The 18,651-nt window shown below is 68.3% G+C and carries 18 protein-coding genes; 17 read left to right on the forward strand and 1 reads right to left on the reverse strand.

Annotated features, from left to right (window positions below; genetic code table 11):
- Positions 1-122 precede the first annotated feature (122 nt).
- From ispG to Q0716_RS09625, 13 genes are all read left to right on the forward strand, one after another.
- Positions 123-1,427 (forward strand): flavodoxin-dependent (E)-4-hydroxy-3-methylbut-2-enyl-diphosphate synthase, encoded by a 1,305-nt coding sequence (ispG, locus tag Q0716_RS09565; protein WP_299022590.1) that lies wholly within the window; start codon positions 123-125, stop codon positions 1,425-1,427.
- Between the two features lie 83 nt (positions 1,428-1,510).
- A complete protein-coding gene (gene hisS, locus Q0716_RS09570) occupies positions 1,511-2,830 on the forward strand; it encodes a histidine--tRNA ligase (protein WP_299022593.1) in 1,320 nt (439 codons plus the stop codon).
- Positions 2,831-2,878: 48 nt separating this feature from the next.
- Entirely contained in the window at positions 2,879-3,544 is a 666-nt protein-coding gene (locus Q0716_RS09575; RefSeq protein WP_299022595.1) for a tetratricopeptide repeat protein, read from the forward strand.
- Positions 3,541-4,698, forward strand: a complete 1,158-nt coding sequence (bamB, locus tag Q0716_RS09580; protein ID WP_299022598.1) for an outer membrane protein assembly factor BamB — start codon at positions 3,541-3,543, stop codon at positions 4,696-4,698. The genes Q0716_RS09575 and bamB overlap by 4 nt, the downstream gene beginning before the upstream one ends.
- Positions 4,695-6,038: a ribosome biogenesis GTPase Der gene (gene der / locus Q0716_RS09585; protein WP_299022600.1), complete on the forward strand. Its 1,344-nt coding sequence runs from the start codon at positions 4,695-4,697 to the stop codon at positions 6,036-6,038. The genes bamB and der overlap by 4 nt, the downstream gene beginning before the upstream one ends.
- A gap of 91 nt (positions 6,039-6,129) precedes the next feature.
- A complete protein-coding gene (hfq, locus tag Q0716_RS09590) occupies positions 6,130-6,384 on the forward strand; it encodes an RNA chaperone Hfq (RefSeq protein WP_299022603.1) in 255 nt (84 codons plus the stop codon).
- Positions 6,381-7,592, forward strand: a complete 1,212-nt coding sequence (gene hflX, locus Q0716_RS09595) for a GTPase HflX (protein ID WP_299022605.1) — start codon at positions 6,381-6,383, stop codon at positions 7,590-7,592. The genes hfq and hflX overlap by 4 nt, the downstream gene beginning before the upstream one ends.
- Before the next feature lie 59 nt (positions 7,593-7,651).
- Positions 7,652-8,968 (forward strand): FtsH protease activity modulator HflK, encoded by a 1,317-nt coding sequence (hflK, locus tag Q0716_RS09600; protein ID WP_299022625.1) that lies wholly within the window; start codon positions 7,652-7,654, stop codon positions 8,966-8,968.
- A gap of 16 nt (positions 8,969-8,984) precedes the next feature.
- The gene (gene hflC, locus Q0716_RS09605; RefSeq protein ID WP_299022626.1) at positions 8,985-9,878 is read left to right on the forward strand and encodes a protease modulator HflC; all 894 of its coding nucleotides are present in this window, start codon (positions 8,985-8,987) and stop codon (positions 9,876-9,878) included.
- Between the two features lie 79 nt (positions 9,879-9,957).
- The gene (locus tag Q0716_RS09610; RefSeq protein ID WP_299022607.1) at positions 9,958-11,139 is read left to right on the forward strand and encodes an ATP phosphoribosyltransferase regulatory subunit; all 1,182 of its coding nucleotides are present in this window, start codon (positions 9,958-9,960) and stop codon (positions 11,137-11,139) included.
- A 59-nt stretch (positions 11,140-11,198) separates the two neighbouring features.
- Positions 11,199-12,587 carry an adenylosuccinate synthase gene (locus tag Q0716_RS09615; RefSeq protein WP_299022610.1) on the forward strand — a complete coding sequence of 463 codons (1,389 nt, stop codon included), beginning with the start codon at positions 11,199-11,201 and terminating at the stop codon, positions 12,585-12,587.
- 34 nt (positions 12,588-12,621) lie between these two features.
- Positions 12,622-13,146 (forward strand): phosphoribosyltransferase, encoded by a 525-nt coding sequence (locus Q0716_RS09620; protein WP_299022613.1) that lies wholly within the window; start codon positions 12,622-12,624, stop codon positions 13,144-13,146.
- A gap of 14 nt (positions 13,147-13,160) precedes the next feature.
- Entirely contained in the window at positions 13,161-14,339 is a 1,179-nt protein-coding gene (locus tag Q0716_RS09625) for a cystathionine beta-lyase (protein ID WP_299022615.1), read from the forward strand.
- Between the two features lie 50 nt (positions 14,340-14,389).
- Here Q0716_RS09625 and Q0716_RS09630 read toward each other — a convergent pair whose 3' ends face one another.
- Positions 14,390-15,004, reverse strand: coding sequence for an arylesterase (locus Q0716_RS09630; RefSeq protein ID WP_299022627.1), 615 nt, complete (start codon positions 15,002-15,004; stop codon positions 14,390-14,392).
- A gap of 54 nt (positions 15,005-15,058) precedes the next feature.
- Between Q0716_RS09630 and Q0716_RS09635 the strand changes: the two genes are divergently transcribed.
- The 4 genes from Q0716_RS09635 to rimO all read left to right on the forward strand — a co-directional run.
- A complete protein-coding gene (locus Q0716_RS09635) occupies positions 15,059-15,745 on the forward strand; it encodes an ABC transporter ATP-binding protein (RefSeq protein WP_299022618.1) in 687 nt (228 codons plus the stop codon).
- Between the two features lie 9 nt (positions 15,746-15,754).
- Entirely contained in the window at positions 15,755-16,543 is a 789-nt protein-coding gene (rlmB, locus tag Q0716_RS09640; RefSeq protein WP_299022621.1) for a 23S rRNA (guanosine(2251)-2'-O)-methyltransferase RlmB, read from the forward strand.
- Positions 16,544-16,753: 210 nt separating this feature from the next.
- Positions 16,754-17,227, forward strand: coding sequence for a polyhydroxyalkanoate synthesis repressor PhaR (gene phaR, locus Q0716_RS09645; RefSeq protein WP_299022628.1), 474 nt, complete (start codon positions 16,754-16,756; stop codon positions 17,225-17,227).
- A gap of 17 nt (positions 17,228-17,244) precedes the next feature.
- A partial coding sequence (gene rimO, locus Q0716_RS09650) for a 30S ribosomal protein S12 methylthiotransferase RimO (protein ID WP_299022623.1) occupies positions 17,245-18,651 on the forward strand: 1,407 nt, incomplete at its 3' end.

Below are 18,651 nucleotides of genomic sequence, written 5' to 3' on the forward strand. Positions count from 1 at the left end.
CCCCGCCGGGAATCCGGCCGCGCTTCAGCGACACGGGATCGTCGTTCCCCGTCGTCGTGGCATCGATCAGTACGGGGCCTTGGGCCAGCGCACGAGGGTGGCCGTCGCGAACCTGACCGCCCATGACCGCCATCGAACCCCCGCGTGCCGCGGGCGTACCCACTGTCAACACTGAGCGGCCGATCCCGTTGGGCGCGCCAGCGCCGCGGCGCACACGCCAGGGCGTCGTCGCCTGGGGTGACCACCGCGTCACGGTCGGTGGCAGTGCGCCGATCCGCGTGCAGTCCATGACCAACACCGACACCGCCGACGTGATCGCTACCGCGATCCAGGTCAAGGAGCTGGCGCAGGCGGGATCCGAGTTGGTGCGCATCACGGTCAACAACGACGAGGCCGCGCGCGCCGTGCCGCATATCCGCGAGCAGCTCGACCGCATGGGCGTGTCGGTGCCACTGATCGGCGACTTCCACTTCAACGGGCACCGCTTGTTGGCCGAATACCCGGCCATGGCGCAGGCGCTGTCCAAGTACCGCATCAACCCCGGCAACGTCGGCCGCGGCGAAAAGAAAGACCGTCAATTTGCGCAGATGGTCGAAGCCGCGCTGCGGTGGGGGCGGCCGATCCGCATTGGCGTCAACTGGGGCAGTCTCGACCCGGAACTGCTCGGCCAGCTGATGGATGACAACGCCCGCCGGCCCCAGCCCTGGGATGCGCGCCAGGTGATGTACGAAGCACTCATCACCTCCGCGCTGGCCTCGGCTGAGCGTGCCATCGAGATCGGCATGGCACCGGAAAATATCGTGCTGTCGTGCAAGGTTAGCAACGCGCAGGATCTGATTGCCGTGTACCAGGAACTGGCGCGGCGCTGCGACTACCCCTTGCACCTGGGGCTGACCGAGGCCGGCATGGGCACCAAGGGCACGGTCGCCTCGGCAGCGGCGTTGGCGGTGCTGCTGCAGCAGGGCATTGGCGACACGATTCGCGTCAGCCTCACGCCACAGCCGGGCGAGCCGCGCACGCAGGAGGTGGTGGTGGCGCTCGAGATCCTGCAGGCGCTGGGGTTGCGCGCCTTCGTGCCCAGCGTGACCGCGTGTCCCGGGTGCGGGCGCACCACGAGCACGGTGTTTCAGGAACTGGCCAAGCAGATCGACGACCACCTGCGCGCGGCCATGCCGATCTGGCGCAGCCGCTACCCCGGTGTGGAAAACCTCAGGCTCGCCGTCATGGGCTGCATCGTCAACGGGCCGGGTGAGAGCAAGCATGCCGACATCGGTATCAGCTTGCCAGGTACCGGTGAGGCCCCCGCAGCACCGGTGTACGTCGATGGTCAAAAGGTCGCCACGCTGCGCGGTGAGCGCATCGCCGAGGAGTTTCGCCAAATCGTCGAAGACTACGTTGCCCGCCGTTTCGGGAGCGGGGCGGGCTGAGCGTGGGGCCTGCTGGCAGGACCTTCCCCGTTTTTCTTCCGATCGCCGCTGCGTTGGTGGCAGCGGCGCCGTTGTGAATCGATATGACCGACAAAATCACCGCCGTCAAAGGCATGAACGACATCGTTGCGCCCGACTCCGCGCACTGGGAGTGGCTGGAGGCGCGCGTGCGCGAATGGTTCGCGCGCTATGGCTACCGCAACATCCGTACCCCCATCGTCGAGCCGCTGGCGCTGTTCGTGCGCGGCCTGGGAGAAGTCACCGACATCGTCGAAAAAGAGATGTACGCTTTCGAGGACCGGCTCAACGGCGAGCAGCTTGCGCTGCGCCCCGAGGGCACGGCCGGTGTGGTGCGCGCGGTGGTGGAGCATTCGCTGCTGTACGACGGCCCCAAGCGCCTGTACTACATGGGGCCGATGTTTCGGCATGAACGACCCCAGCGTGGCCGTTACCGCCAGTTTCATCAGATCGGCGTCGAGGCGCTGGGGCTGGCCGGCCCGGAGGCCGATGCCGAGCTGATCGCCATGGCCGCCGACCTGTGGCGCGAACTGGGGCTGCAGGACGTGACGCTCGAGATCAACACGCTGGGCCAGCCGCCCGAGCGGCAGGCGCACCGGCAGGCGCTCATCACGTATTTCGAGCAGCATCGGGACCAGCTCGACGCCGATGCCCAGCGACGCCTCTACACCAACCCGCTGCGCATTCTGGACACCAAAAACCCCGCCATGCAGGCGCTGGTGGAGGCCGCGCCGCGCCTGCTCGATCACCTCGGCTCCGGGTCGCTCGCGCATTTCGATACCGTGCGCCGCTTGCTCGACGCCATGGGCATCGCCTATCGCGTCAATCCACGCCTGGTACGCGGGTTGGACTACTACCACCACACGGTGTTCGAGTTCGTCACCCAGTCCCTGGGCGCGCAGGGCACGGTCTGCGCCGGCGGGCGCTACGACGGGCTGACGGCCGAGGTGGGCGGCAAGTCCGCACCCGGCGTGGGCTGGGCCATGGGCGTCGAACGGGTCTTGGAGCTGCTCAAAACCCAGCAGCGCCTGCCGTCGGTGCCGGTGCCGGACGCCTACGCCATCGTGCCCGACGCAGCCGCATGGCCGCAGGTCATGCCCGTGCTGCGCGTTTTGCGTGCCGCGGGCGTGTCCGTGCTCATGCACGCGAGCGGCCCGGACGGGCTGGGGAGCATGAAGTCGCAGTTCAAAAAAGCCGACGCCAGTGGGGCGCGCTTCGCGCTCATCTTCGGGGGCGACGAACTCGCGGCGGGGCAGGTGGCGATCAAGCCCTTGCGGGCCGGTGCCGACGGCACCGTGGGCGCCCAGACCACGCGGCCGTTGGCGCGCGTGGCCGATTGGGCGTCCGAGCTGCGTGCCCCGAGCACCCCGCGCACGGCGGCCTGAGCGCGCCCTCTACAATCCTCGCTACATTCATTTTTCTACGGCTCACGCATGGCGTCGCATTACGACCTCGAAGAACAGGAACAGATCGCGCAACTCAAGGCGTTCTGGGCCCGGTATGGCAACGCGATCACCTGGCTGCTGATCGTCGTGCTGGGTAGTTATGCTGCCTACCACGGCTGGCAGTTTTGGCAGCAGCGCCAAGCGGTGCAGGCGGCGGGGTTGTTCGATGAGTTGGAGCAAGCGGCGCGAGCGGCCGACATCGAGCGCGTGCGCCGCGCCTGGGCCGATTTGCAGGCGCAGGTGCCCCGCACCACCCAGGCCCAGCACGGGGCGTTGCTCGCGGCGCGCGTGCTGGCCGAAGCCGATCAGGCCAACGACGCCCGCGCCGCGCTGCAGTTCGTCATCGACCGCGGGCGCGACGAGGCGCTGGTCGCCGTGGCGCGCCTGCATCTCGCGGGGCTGGAGATCGACGCGGGCAACCTGGAGTCGGCGCAGCGGGTGCTCGACGCTCGCGTGCCCGAGGCGATGCGTCCCTGGTGGGCCGACCGGCGTGGGGACCTGCTGCAGCGACAGGGGCAGACCGATGCTGCGCGCAGTGCGTACCTGGAGGCGTGGCGCGGCATGGACGGCGCGCTCGGCTACCGGGCCATCGTCGAGGCCAAGCTCAACGCACTGGGTGTCGATCCGACCGCCGAACCGGAGGCCAAGCCGTGAACTTCTTTGACCGCCCATTTTTCGCCCCCACGCGCCGCCTCGCGTTGGGGCTGACCGGGGTGCTGCTGGCGCTGACCGTGGCCGGGTGCGCCTCGGGCTCGCGCAAGCCGCAACCCACCCCGCTGGAGCCTGTCGTCGCGCTGGTGCCCGCGCGGCAAGTCTGGACGCAGGCGATCGGCCCCGTCGATCCCCTGCTGGTGCCCGCCGTGCACGGGGGTGCGGTGGCGCTGGCCAATGCCGCCGGTACGGTCACGGTGCTCGAGGGCGAGACCGGGCGCGTGCGCTGGCGTGCCGAAGCCGGCGCGCCGATGGGCGCGGGCGTCGGCTTCGACGGGCGCCGCGTGGCGCTGGTGACGCGCGCCAATGACCTCGTCGTGCTCACCGAACGGGGCGTGGCATGGCGCCAGCGCCTGCCGTCGCGAACCTTCACACCGCCGTTCGTGGCGGGAGAGCGGGTGTTCGTGCTCGGCGGTGACCGTTCCGTCGCCGCCTTTGACGCGCAGTCGGGCGCGCGCTTGTGGTCGCAGGCGCCACGCGGCACCGAGCCCCTGGTGCTGCAGCAAGCGGGGGTGATCGGCGCCGTCGGCAACACGCTGGTCGTGGGCATCGGTGGCCGCTTGGTGGGGCTCGATCCCGACGATGGGCGCGTGCGCTGGGAGGCTCCCGTGGGCCGCTCGCGCGGCGCCAACGAGATCGAACGGCTGGTCGATCTGGTGGGCCGTGTGGGACGCGACGGCGACGTGCTGTGCGTGCGGGCCTTTCAGTCCGCCGTCGGCTGTGTGGATGCTGCCAGCGGGCGCACGCTGTGGACCCAGCCGGCCGACGGCGCCACCGGCGTGCAAGCCGACGCCGAGCGTGTCTACGCCGTCGAGGCCAACGGGCGCGTGATGGCGCTGCGCCGCAGCGACGGCGCGCGCGTGTGGGCCAACGAGCGGCTGCTGCACCGGGGGGTGTCGGCGCCGCTGGCGCTCGGGCGTTCGCTGGCGGTGGGTGACGCGCAGGGCTTCGTGCACCTGCTGTCGCGCGCGGACGGTTCCTTCCTCAACCGCCTGCCGACCGATGGGTCGGCCATCGTCGAGGGGCCGGTGCTCGTGGGCAACACCTTGGTGGCCGTCACCCGCAACGGCGGGGTTTTTGCGTGGCGTCCCGAATGACCGGATTCAAGCCCGTCGTCGCCCTCGTCGGACGGCCCAACGTGGGCAAGTCCACGCTGTTCAACCGCATTACCAAGAGCCGCGACGCGATCGTGGCCGACATGCCGGGCCTCACGCGCGACCGGCATTACGGCAATGCGCGGCTGGGGCGGCGCGAATTCATCGTCATCGACACCGGTGGCTTCGAGCCCGACGCGGAAAGCGGCATCTACCGCGAGATGGCCAAGCAAACCCGGCAGGCGGTGGCGGAGGCCGACGTGGTCATCTTCGTCGTCGATGCGCGCGCCGGTCTGAGTGCGCAGGATCACGATATCGCGGACTATTTGCGTCGGCTGGCTAAGCCCTGCTTGCTGGTGGCCAACAAGGCCGAGGGCATGCGCGAAGGCGCGCAACTGGCCGAGTTCTACGAACTGGGCTTGGGCGAGGTGATCCCGGTGTCGGCAGCGCACGGGCAGGGCGTGCGTTCGATGATCGAGGCCGCACTCGACCGGCTGCATTGGCCCGACGAGACACAGGAGGCGCTGCCCCCCGCCGAGCAGGATGCGGTCATTCGGCTGGCGGTCGCGGGCCGCCCAAACGTGGGCAAATCCACGCTCATCAACGCTTGGCTCGGCGAAGAGCGCTTGGTCGCGTTCGATTTGCCGGGGACCACGCGTGACGCGATCCGTGTTCCGTTCGAGCGCGACGGGCACCGCTTCGAGCTCATCGACACGGCCGGTCTGCGTCGCAAGGGGCGCGTATTCGAGGCAGTCGAGAAGTTTTCCGTCGTCAAGACACTGCAGGCGATCGAAAACGCGCACGTCGTGCTGCTGCTGCTCGACGCCACGCAGGGCGTCACGGAGCAAGACGCCCACATCGCCGGCTATATCCTGGACAGCGGTCGCTCCGTGGTGCTGGCAGTCAACAAGTGGGACGCGGTGGATGACTACCAGCGCCAGCTGCTGCAGCGCTCGATCGAGGCGAGGCTCGCGTTTCTGAAGTTTGCTCCGCTGCACACGATCTCGGCGCGCAAGCGGCAGGGCATCCAGGCGCTGTGGAAGTCGATCGCGCGCGCCTACGAGTCGGCGATGGTCAAGATGCCAACCCCAGTGCTGACCCGGCTGCTGCAGGAAGCGGTGGCGTTTCAGGCGCCGCCCAAGAGTGGAATGTTTCGGCCCAAGCTGCGCTACGCGCATCAGGGGGGGCAAAACCCGCCGGTCATCGTCATCCACGGCAACTCGCTCGAACACGTGGGCGATGCCTATCGGCGCTACCTGGAGGCGCGCTTTCGCAAGGCGTTCGACCTCGTCGGTACACCGTTGCGCATCGAGTTCAAGACGCAGGACAATCCCTACCGCTGACGCGCCGATCCCAGGCGCACGGCGGGCTGGGCGCTTTTGTGGTAACTTCGGCGTCCCCCATTTTTTCCTTGAACGGAACACGGAAGATATCGTGAGCAACAACAAAGGCCAACTCCTGCAGGACCCGTTTCTGAACCAACTGCGGCGCGAGCACGTGCCGGTGTCGATCTACCTGGTCAACGGCATCAAGTTGCAGGGACAGATCGAATCCTTCGACCAGTACGTGGTGCTGCTGCGCAACACCGTCACGCAGATGGTGTACAAGCACGCCATCTCCACCATCGTGCCGGGTCGCCCGGTGCAATTCACGGTGGGGCAGCCCGCTGAGGCGTCTTCGGCGTCGTGACGAGCGCCCCGCCGGTCACCCCATCGAACGCGGCCCCGGGCGTCATCCTGGTTGGCGTCGACATCGGGCAGGCGTCGTTCGACGCCACTCTCGACGAGCTGGCCCAGTTGGCCGAGTCGGCCGGCTACCGGGTTTGTGACAAAGTCGTCTGCCGCCGGCGCGCGCCCGATGCGGCGCTGTACGTCGGCTCCGGCAAAGCGGACGAGATCGGGGCGCTGGCGGCGGCCCACGGTGCCAGTGAAGTCCTGTTCGACCAAGCGCTCAGCCCGGCGCAGCAGCGCAACCTCGAGCGCCACTTGAAGATGCCGGTCAACGACCGCGTGTTGTTGATTCTGGACATCTTCGCCCAGCGCGCGCGCAGCCACGAGGGCAAGCTGCAGGTCGAGCTGGCCCGGCTGCAATACCTGTCGACGCGGCTCGTGCGGCGCTGGTCGCACCTGGAGCGGCAAAGCGGCGGCATCGGGCTGCGCGGCGGCCCCGGCGAGACGCAGATCGAACTCGACCGGCGCATGATCGCCGAGGCCATCGCCCGCACGCGCGAGCGGCTCGAGCGCGTCAAGCGCCAGCGCCGCACGCAGCGGCGCCTGCGTGAGCGGCGCGGCGCGTTCAATGTTTCGCTGGTGGGCTACACCAACGCCGGCAAGTCCACGCTGTTCAACGCGCTGGTCAAGGCGCGCGCCTATGCGGCCGACCAACTGTTCGCCACGCTCGACACCACCACCCGCCAGCTCTACCTGGGCGAGGTCGGCTGCAGCGTGTCACTGTCGGATACCGTGGGCTTCATCCGTGATCTGCCACACACGCTGGTCGAAGCGTTTGCCGCCACCCTGCAAGAGGCGCGCGACGCCGACCTGTTGCTGCACGTGGTCGATGCGTCCAATCCGCAGCATCCCGAGCAGATCGACAACGTCATGCAGGTGCTGCACGAGATCGGCGCTGCCGAGATCCCGCAGATCCTGGTGTTCAACAAGATCGACGCCCTGCCACCCGAGCGGCGGCCGCAGCATCCGCGTGATGTCACGGAACTCGAGGGGCGTGCGGTGACTCGGGTGTTTGTGAGCGCCCACACGGGCGAGGGCTTGGGACTTCTGCGCCAAGCCGTGGCCGAGGCGGTCGCCGCCCGGCTGACGGTGCCGACCCATGACGAGGGTGACTCACAATTCGGCACAATAACACTGCCCATCAACGATCCCATCATCCATCCATGAGCGACTTTCCCTCGGACGCCGCGCCCCTCGGACGCGAGCGCACCCCGCATAGGTCGGCGATGCAGCCACGCTGGTGGCATCGTTTGCGTGCGGTGTTCAACCTCAACGACCCCCGCTGGGGGCGTGGTGACGGCGATGGTGAGGGGCGCGGCAGCGACGGCCAGCGCCGGCCTGGCGGCGGTCAGACCCCGCCGGACCTCGACGAGCTGTGGCGCGACTTCAATCGCAAGCTCGGTGGCTTATTTGGTGGCCGTGGCGGTGGCGGCCGTCCGCCTGGTGACGACCGCGGTGGCTGGGGCCGTGGCGACGGCGGCGGGCCGATGCGGCCCGACCCCAAGGGCGCCGGGATCGGCGCCGGCCTGATCGTCGGCGTGGCGGTCTTGATCTGGCTGGGATCGGGCTTTTTCATCGTGCAGGAAGGCCAACAGGCCGTCATCACCCAGTTTGGCCGCTACCACAGCACCGTGGGCGCGGGTTTCAATTGGCGGCTGCCATACCCCATCCAGCGCCACGAAACGGTATTTGTCACCCAGATCCGCTCGGTCGACATCGGGCGCGACGCCATCGTGCGCGCCACCGGCCTGCGCGAGTCGGCCATGCTGACCGAGGACGAAAATATCGTCGAGATCAAGTTCGCCGTGCAGTACCGGCTGAGTGACGCGCGTGCCTACTTGTTCAACAGCCGCGACCCGGACGCAGCCGTGGTCAAGGCCGCCGAGACGGCGGTGCGCGAAGTCGTGGGCAAAATGAAGATGGACGCGGCGCTGGCCGAGGAGCGCGAGCAGATCGCTCCGCGCGTGCGCACGCTCATGCAAAACCTTCTCGATCGCTACAACGTCGGCATCGAGGTCGTGGGTATCAACCTGCAGTCCGGGGGCGTGCGCCCGCCCGAGCAGGTGCAGGCCGCGTTCGACGACGTGCTCAAAGCGGGCCAAGAGCGAGAGCGCGCGAAGAACGAAGCCCAGGCGTATGCCAACGACGTGGTGCCGCGCGCCCGTGGTGCGGCGGCCCGCCTGCTGGAGGAAGCTCAGGGCTACAAAGCGCGTATCGTCGCGCAAGCCCAGGGTGACGCGCAACGCTTCTCGCTCGTGCAGGCCGAGTACGCCAAGGCACCGCAAGTCACCCGCGAACGCATGTACCTCGAGACGATGCAGCAAATCTACGCCAACGTGACCAAGGTGCTGATCGACACGCGCCAGCAGTCCAATCTGCTGTACCTGCCGCTGGACAAGATCATGCAACAGGTTAGCCAGGGGGCATCCGCGTCGGCCGGCGCGGCAGCGGCGACCACCCCCGCGGCAGCCGCAGCGGGTGCGTCGGGTGCCGATGCGCGCAGCCGCGACGACCTGCGCAGCCGCGACCGTGAAGGGCGTTGACCGGAGTCCTACCATGATCAACCGCATCGGATTCATCGCTTCTTCGCTGCTCGTGTTGCTGGCGATTGCCAGCTCCACCCTGTTCGTGGTCGATCAGCGCCAGTTCGGCGTCGTGTTTCAGTTCGGCCAGATTCGCAAGGTGGTCACCGAACCCGGGCTGAACGTCAAACTGCCGCCACCGTTTCAAAACGTGTCGTACATCGACAAACGGCTGCTGACGCTGGAGAGCACCGACACCGAGCCGACGCTCACCGCCGAGAAGCAGCGCGTCGTCATCGACTGGTACGTGCGCTGGCGCATCTCCGACCCCTCGGCCTACATCCGCAACGTGGGGCTCGACGAGCGGGCCGGCGCGGCGCAGCTCAACCGCGTGGTGCGCAACGCCTTCCAACAAGAGGTCAACAAGCGCACGCTGCGCGAGTTGCTGTCCGTCAAGCGCGAGGAGTTGATGGCGGCCGTGCAGCGCGAGGTGCTGGCTGCCGTGCGGGGGGCCGAGAAGCCCTGGGGGATGGACGTGGTGGACGTGCGCATCTCGCGCATCGATTACGCCGAGTCGATCACTCGCTCTGTCTACGACCGCATGGAGGCGGAGCGCAAGCGCGTGGCCAATGAACTGCGCTCGACCGGTTTTGCTGAAGGCGAAAAAATCCGTGCCGAAGCCGACCGCGAACGCGAGGTGCTGCTGGCCGAAGCCTACCGCACGGCACAAAAGATCAAGGGTGAAGGTGATGCCGAGGCGGCGCGCATTTACAGCCAGGCTTTTGGCAAAGACCCGGCGTTCGCTCAGTTCTACCGCAGCCTGGAGGCGTACAAGGCCACCTTCGCCGGCAAGGGCGACGTGCTGATCGTCGACCCGTCGTCCGAGTTTTTCAAGGCGTTCAAGGGAACGGCGGCCGCCGGTGGCCGCTGATTCGGTGCCGCGCGCGGCTGCGCGTCATACGGGGCGGGGCCAGGGTAGAATCCGGCCTTTGCCCGACGTCGAACCACCCATGTCTGCCTGGCTGTTGCCGGACCACATCGCCGATGTGCTGCCCTCCGAGGCGCGCCACATCGAAGATTTGCGCCGTTGCCTGCTCGAAGCCGCCCGCGGCTATGGCTACGAGCTGGTCATTCCCCCGTTGCTCGAGCACCTGGAGTCGCTGCTGACCGGCACTGGCGAGGCGCTCGATCTGCAGACCTTCAAGCTGGTGGATCAACTCTCGGGGCGTCTGCTTGGTTTGCGCGCCGACACCACACCGCAGGTGGCCCGCATCGACGCCCACCTGCTCAACCGGCAGGGGGTCACCCGGCTGTGCTACTGCGGTCCCGTGTTGCACACGCGGGTGGATGCCGCGCATGGCAGCCGCGAGCCGCTGCAGTTCGGCGCGGAGATTTACGGCCACGCGGGGCTCGAGGCCGACCTGGAAGTGCTGGAACTGGCGCTGGATGCGCTGCGTGTCGCGGGCGTGCGGCGTTTGGTCGTCGATCTGGGCGACGTGCGCGTCGTCGATGCGGTGCTCGACGGCTGTGGCGCCACCCCAGTGACGGTGGAGCGTATCCATGCCGCGTTGGCAACCAAGGACGCCGCCACGCTGGCCCGGCTCGCGGCTGGCTTGCCCACGCCCGTCGCGCAAGGGGTGTTGGCCCTGCCCGAGCTGTACGGCGATGCGGCTGTGTTGCTCGCCGCACGGCAGCGACTGCCGGGCGGCGAGCGTTTGCAGCGCGCCCTCGACGATCTGGCCTGGCTGGCGGCGCGGTTGCGCGAGCACGCCCCGGACGTCGAAGTCACATTCGACCTGGCGGACCTGCGCGGCTACGCCTACTATACCGGCGTGCGGTTTTCGCTGCTGGGGGCGGGCGAGGGCAGGGCGCCCGAGGAGATCGCCCGTGGCGGTCGCTACGACGAGGTGGGTGCCATCTTTGGGCGTCGGCGCCCGGCGGCGGGTTTTAGCCTCGACATCAAGCAGCTCGTGCGGCTGGTGGCCGCGGCCCCGCTGCGACCGGCGATTCGGGCCCCTTGGCGCCACGACGCCGCGCTGCGGGCCGCGATCGCGCGGCTACGCGCGGCGGGCGAGACGGTCGTGTGCGTGCTGCCGGGTCACGAACACGAAGTCGATGAATTTGCCTGCGACCGTGAACTGGTGGAGCGCGACGGCGAGTGGCGGGTGCAACCGCTCGCTCCGGCGGGGTGAGCTGGCCGCACGGGGATGGGACCTTCTTTCCAGCAAAACCGATCGAGCGACCGTTTGCGATGAACGACAAGGCTTTTCAGCCCCAGCCGGGGCGCAACGTGGTGGTGGTGGGGACCCAGTGGGGGGACGAAGGCAAGGGCAAGCTGGTCGACTGGCTGACCGAGACCGCGCAGGGGGTGGTGCGCTTTCAAGGCGGGCACAATGCCGGACACACCCTGGTCATCGGTGGCGTCAAGACGGCGCTGCACCTTATCCCCAGCGGCATCATGCGCCCGGGGGTGACGTGCTACATCGGCAACGGGGTGGTGTTGTCGGTGGCCAAGCTGCTGGAGGAAATCGAGGGCCTGGAGCGCGCCGGTGTCGAGGTGCGCTCGCGCCTGCGCATCAGCGAAGCGTGTCCGCTGATCTTGCCGTTTCACGCCGCGGTCGACGTCGCGCGCGAGGTGGCCAAGGAACGGTCAGGCGCGGCCAAGATCGGCACCACCGGTCGCGGCATCGGCCCGGCCTACGAGGACAAAGTCGCGCGGCGCGCGCTGCGGGTGCAAGATCTGCAATACCCAGAGCGCTTCGCGGCCAAGCTGCGCGAGCTGCTCGACTGGCACAACCACGTGCTGACCACGTACTTGGGGTCGGCATCGATCGAGTGGGGGCCGGCGCTGCAGCCCTACCTGGAGGCGGGCCGGGTGCGCTTCGAGCCGGTGTTCGAGGAGGCGATGCGCCATGCCGAGCAGCTGCGCCCCATGATTGCCGACGTGTCGCGTGAGCTCAACGAGGCCCACCGGCAAGGTGCCAACCTATTGTTTGAAGGCGCGCAGGGCACCTTGCTCGACATCGACCACGGCACCTACCCGTTCGTGACCTCCAGCAACTGCGTCGCGGGCAACGCGGCGGCGGGCGCGGGGGTCGGGCCGGGCTTGCTGCACTACGTGCTGGGCATCACCAAAGCATACTGTACGCGCGTGGGCGGCGGCCCGTTCCCGACGGAACTGGACTGGCAAACCGAAGGCACGCCCGGCTGGCACATGGCCACCGTGGGTGCCGAGAAGGGCACCACGACCGGCCGGGCCCGGCGCTGCGGCTGGTTCGACGCCGCGCTGCTCAAGCGCTCGGCGCAGGTCAACGGCCTGTCGGGCCTGTGCATCACCAAGCTGGACGTGCTCGACGGCCTGCCCGAGCTCAAGCTGTGCGTGGGCTACCGGCTCGACGGCCGCGAAATCGATCTGCTGCCGCTGGGGGCCGACGAGATCGAGCGCTGCGAGCCGATCTACGAAACGCTGCCCGGCTGGAGCGAGACGTCCGCGGGCGTGACGCGCTACGAGGATCTGCCGCTCAACGCACGCCGCTATCTGGAGCGCATCGAAGCGGTGACGGGCGTGCCCATCCACGTCATCTCGACCAGTCCCGATCGGGATCACACGATCCTGGTGCGTCATCCGTTTGCGGCCTAACCCGCCGCTGAGGCTTTTTCATCCGGGGGCTCCCATGCTGACCGAAGACGGCAAGCACCTCTACGTCTCGTACGACGAGTATCACAACCTGATCGAAAAACTCGCGATCCAGATTTATCAGTCGGGTTGGGAGTTCGACACCATTCTGTGCCTGGCCCGCGGTGGCATGCGTCCGGGCGACATCCTCAGCCGCATCTTCGACAAGCCGCTGGCCATCATGTCCACCAGTTCGTACCGCGCCGAAGGCGGCACGGTGCGCGGCCAGCTCGACATCGCGCGCTACATCACGACGCCCAAAGGGGAGATCGCGGGCCGCGTGCTGCTCGTCGATGACCTGGCCGATTCGGGGCACACGCTCAAGGCGGTCATCGAAATGCTGCGCAGCAACTATCCGCCGATTACCGAGCTGCGCAGCGCCGTCCTCTGGACCAAGGCGGTTTCGGTCTTCACACCCGACTATTCGGTCGAATTCCTGCCGACCAACCCCTGGATCCATCAGCCGTTCGAGTGCTACGACAACCTGCGTCCGCAGCAGCTGCTGGCCAAGTGGAAAGTCTGAACCCCTCCGCAGGGATGGGTGAGGCCACCCGGCTGATCCATCACCCCTACCGTGCGCCCTCAGGGTTCGATGCCGTACCCGTGGCGGTGCACAAAGCCTCCACGGTGTTTTTTCCCAACGTGGCGGCCATGCGCGAGCGCCGCTGGCAGGACAAGTCCGGCTACACCTATGGATTGCATGGCACGCCCACCACCTTCGTGCTCGAGGAGCGCCTGGCCACGCTGGAAGGGGGTCGGCACTGCGTATTGACGCCGAGCGGGCTGGCGGCCATCGCCCTGGTGGACTTGGCGCTGCTGCGCAGCGGCGACGAGGTGCTGCTGCCCGACAACGCCTACGGGCCCAACAAAGCATTGGCCGCGCACGAGCTGGCCCAGTGGGGCATCGGGCATCGCATCTACGACCCGATGGACCCCGTCGACCTGGCGGCGGCGATCACCCCGCGCACACGCCTGGTGTGGCTGGAGGCAGCGGGTTCCGTGACGCTCGAATTTCCCGATCTGCCCGCGCTGCTGGCCGTGGTGCGCGCCGCCAACGCAGGGCGCGAGCGCCCCATCGTGACCGCGCTGGATGACACCTGGGGGGCGGGCGTGGCGCTGCGGCCGTTCGAGCTGGGGGTCGACGTGGCCATGCAGGCCCTGACCAAATACCCCAGCGGTGGCGCCGACGTGCTCATGGGCGCCGTCGTCACGCGCGACGACGCCCTACACCAGATGCTGCTGATGACGCACATGCGCTTAGGGCTGGGCGTGGGCGCCAACGATGTGGAAGCCGTGCTGCGCGGTCTGCCCAGCCTGCCGCTGCGCTACCGCGCGCAAGACGCTGCTGCCCGCACACTGGCAGCCTGGATGCGCAAGCAGCCGCGCGTGGCGCGCGTCTTGCACCCGGCGCTGCCCGACTCCCCGGGGCACGCGGCCTGGCAGCGCGACGCGCGCGGGGCCGCCGCGCTCTTTAGCGTCGTGTTCGACGCCGCCGTGAGCCCACCGCAGGTGGATGCGTTTTGCGACGCGCTGCGGCTGTTCCGCCTGGGCTACAGCTGGGCTGGTCCGGTCAGTTTGTGCGTCCCCTATGACGTGCCGACGCTGCGCCAGCGCCCGTGGCCGCACGCACCGCGGCTGGTGCGCTTGGCCGTTGGCCTGGAGGACGTGGACGATTTGCGTGCGGATCTCGCACAGGCGCTTCGAGTGTTACCGTGATGCCGTGAACGGGAGAGTGTGCGAGGCTGGCCCGCTCGGCCTATCGGCGCTTATCCCCGTGGTAGCAGTGGCTGCAACGCCGGCCAAACGTTGTCCAGCAGGATGGGTTGCGCGCGCTCGTTGGGGTGGATGCGGTCGTCTTGAAACAGCGTGGGAGCGTGGGCGACGTCGGCAACGCCGGCCAAGAAGAACGGAACCAGCGCCACTTTCTCCTCGCGCGCCAAGTCGGTGTAGAGGGCGCGAAAGTCGGCGCGGAAGCGCTCGCCGTAGTTGGGGGGCATGTCCATGCCCAGCAGCAACACGCGGGCACCGGCGGCGCGGCTGGCGCGGATCATGGCGCGCAGGTTGTCGCGCGTGCTCTGCAGCGGCAGGCCACGCAGCGCATCGTTGCCACCCAGCTCGATGATGACGACGGCGGGCCGGTGCTGCGCCAGCAGCGCCGGCAGGCGCGAGCGGCCGCCCGCGGTGGTGTCGCCGCTGACGCTGGCGTTGACCACGCGCACGCGTCGCCCCGCCTGCGCCAGCCGCCGCTCCAGCAGCGCCACCCAGCCGCTGCCGCGTACCAGGCCATACTCGGCACTCAGTGAGTCGCCTACCACCAGCACCACGGGTGTGGAACCTGCGGCCTGGGCGTGCGCTCTGACTGGCAAGCACGCCAGCGCCAGCGCGCCCAGCAGCAGCGCGTTACAGTCTCGTCGATTCACTCCAAACCGCCTTTCATGTCCACATCCATCATCACGGTGCAGCGCCTGTCCAAATCGGTCACGGACGCCACGGGCACGCTGCACATCTTGCACGAGGTCGATTTCTCCGTTGCCGCCGGTCAGACGTTGGCCATCGTGGGTGCGTCTGGCTCGGGCAAGAGCACATTGCTGTCGCTCATCGCGGGGTTGGATACGCCCACAACGGGCACGGTTCACCTCGGCGGTGTCGACATTTTCGCGCTGGACGAAGACGCCCGCGCGGCGCTGCGCGCGCGCCAGGTCGGCTTCGTGTTCCAGAGCTTTCAGTTGCTGGCCAACCTGACCGCACTGGAAAATGTCATGCTGCCGCTGGAGCTGGCCGGGCGGCGTGATGCGCGCGCGGCGGCGCGCCGCATGCTCGAGCGCGTGGGTCTGGGCGAGCGGCTGGGGCACTACCCCCGGGTGCTCTCCGGCGGCGAGCAGCAGCGTGTGGCGCTGGCGCGCGCGTTCGTCGTCGAGCCGGCCGTGCTGCTGGCCGACGAACCGACTGGCAGCCTAGACCACGCCACGGGCGAGCGCGTGATGCAGCTGATGTTCGACCTCAACCGCGAGCACGGCACGACGCTGGTGTTGGTGACGCACGACCCGGCGATCGCCGCACGCTGCGAGCGGCGCATCGCGATCGAAGCCGGGCGCGCCCGCGAATGGGTGCCGGGCGCATAATCGCGCCCCATGGCTTCCGAACCCAAAATCCTGTTTGGCTTTCACGCCGTGGGCGTGCGGCTCAAGATCGCACCGACCACCGTGTTGGAGGTCTATGTCGACCCTGCCCGACGCGACGCGCGCATGCGCCAATTCCTGCAGCGCGCGCAAGAGGCGGGCGTGCGCGTCATCGAGGCCGACGGGGCGCGGCTGGCCCGGCTGGCGGGCGGTGGGCATCACCAGGGCGTGGTGGCGCGTGTGCATCCGGTCGAACAGGCCCGCACGTTGGACGATCGGCTGGACCAATTGGAGGCCCGCTCCGAGGCCGAGCGCCGGGCCGACCCGCCCCTGCTACTGGTGCTCGACAGCGTGACGGACCCCCACAACCTGGGGGCTTGTCTGCGCGTGGCCGACGGCGCGGGGGCACACGCCGTCATCGCGCCCAAGGACCAGTCCTGTGGCCTGAATGCGACCGTGGCCAAGGTGGCCAGCGGGGCTGCCGAGACGGTACCGTTTTTTCTGGTGACCAACCTCGCACGCACCTTGGAGGCGCTCAAAGAGCGTGGCATCTGGGTGGTCGGCACCAGCGACGATGCGCCGCGCACGCTGTATCAGTACGACTGGCGCGGGCCCGCTGCGGTGGTGATGGGGGCCGAGGGCAAGGGCATGCGCGCACTGGTGCGCCGCACGTGCGACGAGCTCGTGGCCATCCCCATGCGCGGGGCGGTGGAGAGCCTCAACGTCTCGGTGGCCAGCGCCGTCTGTCTGTACGAGGCCGTGCGCCAGCGCCTGGGCTTGGATGCGTCGCACGGTCGTTGAGCGGGCGGGCGCCATCGGCCGCCCGTGCCGAGGCCGGGAAATCCCCGCTGGGCGTGCCGGCTCGAGCGCTCTACAATGCCCCGCGGGGTGTCGTGCAGTCGCGCGGCAGCAGGTGCAGCTATCGTCTCAGGAGTCCGTGACGTGCAGTCCACGAAGGCCAACCAGGCCGAACCATCCGATGCCGAGTCGCCGTCGGCCGGCACGCCGACGGTGCGTGTCATCAAGAAGTATCCCAATCGCCGCCTGTATGACACCGATTCGTCGTCCTACATCACGCTCAGTGACGTCAAGGCGTTGGTCATGCGGGCCGAGCCGTTCGTCGTGCGCGATGCCAAGACGGGTGAGGACCTCACGCGCGCCATCCTGCTGCAGATCATTCTGGAAGAGGAGACGGCGGGTGTGCCCCTGTTCTCGGAGAAGATGCTCGCCAACATCATCCGTTTCTACGGCCATGCGATGCAGGACTTCATGGGCTCGTACCTGGAGCGCAACCTGCAGATCTTCATGGAGCTGCAGCAGAAGATGGCCGAGCAGGCCAAGGAGCTGACGCCCGAGCTGTGGCAGCAGTTCATGGCCGCGCAACCGCCGTTGGCCATGAGCCATTTTTTTGCCCAGCAGCAAAAGGCATTTGCCCAAATGCAGGAGCAGATGCTCAGCGCGTTCGGCATCAAACGGCCGCATTGACCTGAGACAATACGGGGATGTCCACCCCGACCTCCGAACTCGCGACCAGCGGGCGACCCGCCGCGGCTGCACCCACCATCGGTTTTGTCAGCCTGGGTTGTCCCAAGGCATTGACGGACTCCGAGCTCATCCTCACGCGTCTGAGCGCCGAGGGCTACCGCACCAGCAAGACCTATCAGGACGCCGATCTCGTCATCGTCAACACTTGCGGCTTCATCGACGACGCCGTCAAGGAGAGCCTGGACGCCATCGGCGAGGCGCTGCGCGACAACGGCAAGGTCATCGTCACCGGCTGCCTGGGTGCGCGGGCCAACGAGCATGGTGACAACCTGGTGCGGTCGCTGCACCCGGCCGTGCTGGCGGTCACCGGCCCGCACGCCACCGACGAGGTGTTAGCGGCGGTGCACGCGCACGTGCCCAAGCCGCACGATCCCTTCGTGGACTTGGTGCCCCCGCCGAGCAACGCCATCGATGGTGTCGGAGTCAAGCTCACCCCCCGCCATTACGCCTACCTCAAGATCAGCGAGGGTTGCAACCACCGCTGCACGTTTTGCATCATCCCGTCCATGCGGGGTGATTTGGTCAGCCGGCCCATCGGCGACGTGCTGACCGAGGCGCGGCGCTTGTTCGAAGGCGGCGTCAAAGAGCTGCTCGTCATCAGCCAGGATACGTCCGCCTACGGGGTGGACGTACAGTACCGCACGGGTTTTTGGGAGGGCCGCCCGATTCGCACCCGCATGCTCGAGCTGGTGCGCGAGCTGGGGATGCTGGCGCGTGCGCATGGCGCCTGGGTGCGGTTGCACTACGTCTACCCCTACCCGCACGTGGACGAGGTGGTGCCGCTGATGGCCGAGGGATGGGTGCTGCCGTATTTGGACGTACCGTTCCAGCACAGCCACCCGGACGTGTTGCGGCGCATGAAGCGCCCGGCCAGCGGCGAGCGCAACCTGGAGCGCATCCGCCGTTGGCGCGAGATCTGTCCCGAGCTGGTCGTGCGTAGCACCTTCATCGCCGGCTTTCCGGGCGAGACGGAGGAGGAGTTTGCCCATCTGCTCGACTTCGTGCGCGAGGCGCAGATCGACCGGGCGGGCTGTTTTGCCTACTCGCCGGTGCAGGGGGCGGCGGCCAATGCGCTCCCGGGGGCTTTGCCCGATGCGGTGCGCGAGGAGCGCCGGGCCCGATTCATGGCGGTGGCGGAGGCCGTGGCGATCGAGCGCCTGCAGCGCCGCGTGGGCGCGACCATGCAGGTGTTGGTGGACCAGGCGGTCGGGTTGGGCAAGAAGGGCGGGGTGGGCCGCACCTACGCCGATGCGCCGGAGATCGACGGCACGGTGCAATTGCTGCCGCCGGAGAAGCTGAGCAAAACGTTCCGCACGGGGGAGTTCATCCGGGCCCGGATCGTGGCCGCCCAAGGGCACGACTTG

Origin of the sequence: uncultured Tepidimonas sp. (assembly GCF_938045175.1) — a bacterium.
GTDB lineage: Bacteria > Pseudomonadota > Gammaproteobacteria > Burkholderiales > Burkholderiaceae_C > Tepidimonas.